Below are 3,755 nucleotides of genomic sequence, written 5' to 3'. Positions count from 1 at the left end.
GTTCGCGAACCTCCGGTTCGCGCCCCGGAATGACGGCGGAAGCCGTACTTACGGCCTCACCCCGGCACGCCGATCCGCTTGATCTCCCACTCGAGCGCGACGCCCGACGTCTCCTGCACGCGCCGGCGTACGGTCTCGCCGAGCGTCTCGATGTCGGCCGCCGTGGCGTTGCCGCGGTTGATGAGAAAGTTGCAGTGCAGCTCGGAGACCTGGGCGTCGCCGACGACGAGGCCGCGGCAGCCGGCGGCGTCGATCAGTTGCCAGGCCTTCTGCCCCGGCGGATTCTTGAAGGTCGAGCCGCCGGTGCGGCTCTTGATCGGCTGCGTCGCCTCGCGCGACTCGGTGATCTTGTCCATCGCGGCGGCGATCTCCTTCGGGTCGCCCGGCGTCCCCTGAAAGAGAGCGCTGGTGAAGATCACGTCGTCGGCGACGCCGCAGTGGCGGTAGGTGAAGTGCATGTCGGCGTTGGTGAGCACATGCACGCGGCCCTGCCGGTCGACGCCGCGCGCCTCCACGAGAACGTCCTTGGTCTCGCCCCCGTAGGCGCCGCCGTTCATCCGCAGCGCACCGCCGACCGAGCCCGGGATGCCGCGGAAGAAGGCGAGCCCCGCGATGCCGGCCTCCTGGGCGGCGCGGGCGATCTTCACATCCGGCACCGCGGTGCCGACCCGCACCCGGTGGGCGGGCTCTACAGAGATCTCCGAAAAGCCGCGGCCGAGCCGCATCACCACGCCGGGAACGCCGCCGTCCCGCACGATCATGTTGGAGCCGAGCCCGAGCATCGTCACCGGCATGTCGGCCGGCAGCCGCGACAGCAGATAGGCGAGGTCGTCCTCGTCGGCCGGCACCACCATCACCTGCGCCGGCCCGCCGACCCGGAACCAGGTGAGCGGCGCCAACGGCTCGTTCGCCGTCATCCGCCCGCGCAGCGCGGGCAGCGTGTCACGAAGAGAGGGGAGGAGATCGGGAAAGGACATGACGGTTTACGATCGGTTCAGACGCGACTTTTCCAGAATTTCGGATCGCGACTGGCATGGATGCAGGCCACGATGATGATGTCGGTCTCGGAGACCGTGTAGAACAGGCCATACGGGAACTTTCCCAGCCCGGCCCGCCGCAAGTTCCGGTGGACGACCTGGAACCGGAAGGGATTCCGTTGGAGCCTGGCGATCGTCGTTTCGAAGGCCCGCAGCAAGTCGTCGCCGACGCCCGGAGCATGCTCGTCGTACCAGTCCGACGCTGCGGCGAGTTCGAGCCGCGCCTGCGGACGGACGACGACGCGGCGCGTCATTTCCGTCGTGACCAGAGCCACTCGCGCACTTCATCCCAGGATCGCGCAGACGACGGATCCCTTTGATGCTCTTCCAGCCGCCGGTCGAGTTCCTGCTTCAGCTCCTCGTCGATCGGAGGGAAGTCGTCCTGGGCGATGCTGTCCCACAGCTCGACCGCGAGGTCGATCTTCTCCTCCGGCGTCAGCGCGAAGACTTGCTTACGCAAGCTCTCGTTCAAGCCCATCTCGGTCGCTCCGTCGTGGACGCCCAATCTAGCAGATCCGACGCCCCGATGTCCTCATCGCCCCACCCCGTCCAGCCACCGCGCCATGAACGCCCGGCCCTTTTCGGCCGTGGCCTGGCCGACGCTCGCGGCCTGGGCCCGGAGGGTGCGCGGGTCGATCCCGGCCTTGCCGAGCTCGACCGTGTGACCGACCAGCCAGGTCTCGATCGTTTCGGGATCGACCTCGACATGGAACTGCAGGCCGAGGATCGACGGGCCGACCGAGAAGGCCTGGTTCGGGCACGCCGCCGTGGCGGCGAGCCGCGTCGCGCCGGGGGGGAGAGCGAAATTGTCGCCGTGCCAGTGCAGCACCGGGGTCGTCGCGAAATCGCCGAGGCCGACGGCGCGGCCGTCGTCGGTCACCTGGAGCGGCGCCCAGCCGATCTCCTTCTGCGGGCCGGGCGCGACATCGGCGCCGAGCGCCTTGGCCATCAGTTGCGCGCCGAGGCAGATACCGAGGGTCGGCTTCTCGGCCAGCAGGCGGGCGGCGACCGCGGCGGTCTCGCCGAGCAGGAACGGATAGGCGTCCTCCTCGTAGACGCCGATCGGACCGCCGAGCACCACGACCAGATCGGCGGCCGCGAGGGAGGCCTCGTCGAGCGGCTCGACGGGCGCCTCGACATAGCGCACCTGATAGCCGCGCGCCGCCAGCAAAGGCGCGAGCAGGCCGAGCCCCTCGAAGGCGACGTGCCGGACGGCGACGCAGGTCTTCATCTCGCCTCCCTACGCTGCGGGGTCGAGCGCGGCGAGATCGGCGGGCAACGCGTGCGCCCACTGGGTGATCGAGCCGGCGCCGAGGCAGACGACGTAGTCGCCCGGCTGGGCGATCTGGCGCACCACGGCGGCGAGCGCCTGCGGCCCCTCGAGCGGCACGGCCTTGCGGTGACCGCGCGCCAGGATGCCGGCGACCAGCGAGTCGCGGTCGATGCCCGGGATCGGCGCCTCGCCGGCCGGATAGACGGGCGCCACCACCACGGTGTCGGCGTCGTTGAAGCAGGTGCAGAACTGCTCGAACAGCGACTGCAGCCGGGTGTAGCGATGCGGCTGCATCACGGCGATCACCCGGCCCTTCGCCGTCTCGCGCGCCGCCTTCAGCACCGCGGCGATCTCGACCGGATGATGGCCGTAGTCGTCGATCACGGTGACGCCGTTCCAGGCTCCGGTGCGGGTGAAGCGACGGCCGACGCCGGAGAAGCCGGCGAGCGCCTTGCGGATCAGGTCGTCGGAGACGCCGAGCTCGCGCGCCACCGCGATCGCCGCCGTCGCGTTGAGGGCGTTGTGGCGTCCGGGCATCGGCAGCTCGATCCCGGCGATCTCGTGCGCCGTGTCGCCGCCACGGTCGCGGAAGACCACCGAGAACCGCGACTTGCCGTCCGTGTGATCCTGGTACACGAGGCGCACGTCGGCCTGGGGATTCTCGCCGTAGGTGATGACGCGGCGGTCCTCGATGCGGCCCACCATGGTCTGCACCACCGGGTGGTCGATGCACATCACCGCGAAGCCGTAGAACGGCACGTTCTCGGCGAAGGTCTGGAACGCCTCCTGCACGGCCTCGTAGGTCTTGAAATGATCGAGATGCTCGGGATCGATGTTGGTGACGATGGCGACATCGGTGGGCAGCTTGAGGAAGGTGCCGTCGGACTCGTCCGCCTCGACCACCATCCAGTCGCCGGCGCCGAGCCGGGCATTGGTGCCGTAGGCGTTGATGATGCCGCCGTTGATCACGGTCGGATCGAAGCTGCCGGCGTCGAGCAACGCGGCGACCAGCGACGTGGTCGTGGTCTTGCCGTGGGTGCCGCCGATGGCGACGCAGCTCTTCAGCCGCATCAGCTCGGCCAGCATCTCGGCACGGCGTACCACGGGGAGCCGGTTGGCCCGCGCCGCGACGAGCTCGGGATTGTCGCGGCGGATCGCCGAGGAGACCACCAGCACGGCGGCGCCGTCGACATTCTCGGCCGCATGGCCGATCGCCACGTCGATGCCCTTGCCGCGCAGGCGCTTCACATTGGCGCTCTCGGCGACGTCCGAGCCCTGCACCGTGTAGCCCAGGTTCGCCAGCACCTCGGCGATGCCGCTCATGCCGATGCCGCCGATCCCGACGAAATGCACCGGCCCGATATCGTGCGGCAGCTTCATGTCGTTTCTCTCCCCTGCAGGGCGTCGGTGCCCCGTCCACCCTCCCCTGGAGGGGGAGGGTCGAC

General features: G+C 69.7%; 5 protein-coding genes. All 5 read right to left on the bottom strand.

Translation table 11 applies throughout. The features are described from left to right. Positions 1-56 precede the first annotated feature (56 nt). From murB to murC, 5 genes are read right to left on the bottom strand one after another with little or no spacing between them, the layout of a single operon-like run. On the bottom strand, positions 57-977 hold the full coding sequence (murB, locus tag CH341_RS29325) for a UDP-N-acetylmuramate dehydrogenase (RefSeq protein ID WP_111422839.1): 921 nt from the start codon (positions 975-977) through the stop codon (positions 57-59). Positions 978-994: 17 nt separating this feature from the next. Next, positions 995-1,291, bottom strand: a complete 297-nt coding sequence (locus tag CH341_RS29320; RefSeq protein WP_111422837.1) for a type II toxin-antitoxin system RelE/ParE family toxin — start codon at positions 1,289-1,291, stop codon at positions 995-997. Beyond that, on the bottom strand, positions 1,288-1,509 hold the full coding sequence (locus tag CH341_RS29315) for an addiction module protein (protein WP_210208667.1): 222 nt from the start codon (positions 1,507-1,509) through the stop codon (positions 1,288-1,290). Before CH341_RS29315 ends, CH341_RS29320 begins: the two co-directional genes overlap by 4 nt. 60 nt (positions 1,510-1,569) lie before the next feature. Next, positions 1,570-2,268, bottom strand: coding sequence for a glutamine amidotransferase (locus tag CH341_RS29310; RefSeq protein WP_111422835.1), 699 nt, complete (start codon positions 2,266-2,268; stop codon positions 1,570-1,572). A gap of 9 nt (positions 2,269-2,277) precedes the next feature. Continuing rightward, positions 2,278-3,690 carry a UDP-N-acetylmuramate--L-alanine ligase gene (gene murC, locus CH341_RS29305; RefSeq protein ID WP_111422833.1) on the bottom strand — a complete coding sequence of 471 codons (1,413 nt, stop codon included), beginning with the start codon at positions 3,688-3,690 and terminating at the stop codon, positions 2,278-2,280. Between the last annotated feature and the right edge of the window lie 65 nt (positions 3,691-3,755).

The organism is Rhodoplanes roseus (assembly GCF_003258865.1).
GTDB lineage: Bacteria > Pseudomonadota > Alphaproteobacteria > Rhizobiales > Xanthobacteraceae > Rhodoplanes > Rhodoplanes roseus.
This window is presented reverse-complemented; position numbering and strand designations above follow the sequence as displayed.

Excerpts from the sequence above, each read along its gene's own strand:
- murB (WP_111422839.1), bottom strand. The coding sequence starts at position 977 with ATGTCCTTTCCCGATCTCCTCCCCTCTCTTCGTGACACGCTGCCCGCG.
- CH341_RS29320 (WP_111422837.1), bottom strand. The coding sequence starts at position 1,291 with ATGACGCGCCGCGTCGTCGTCCGTCCGCAGGCGCGGCTCGAACTCGCC.
- CH341_RS29310 (WP_111422835.1), bottom strand. The coding sequence starts at position 2,268 with ATGAAGACCTGCGTCGCCGTCCGGCACGTCGCCTTCGAGGGGCTCGGC.
- murC (WP_111422833.1), bottom strand. The coding sequence starts at position 3,690 with ATGAAGCTGCCGCACGATATCGGGCCGGTGCATTTCGTCGGGATCGGC.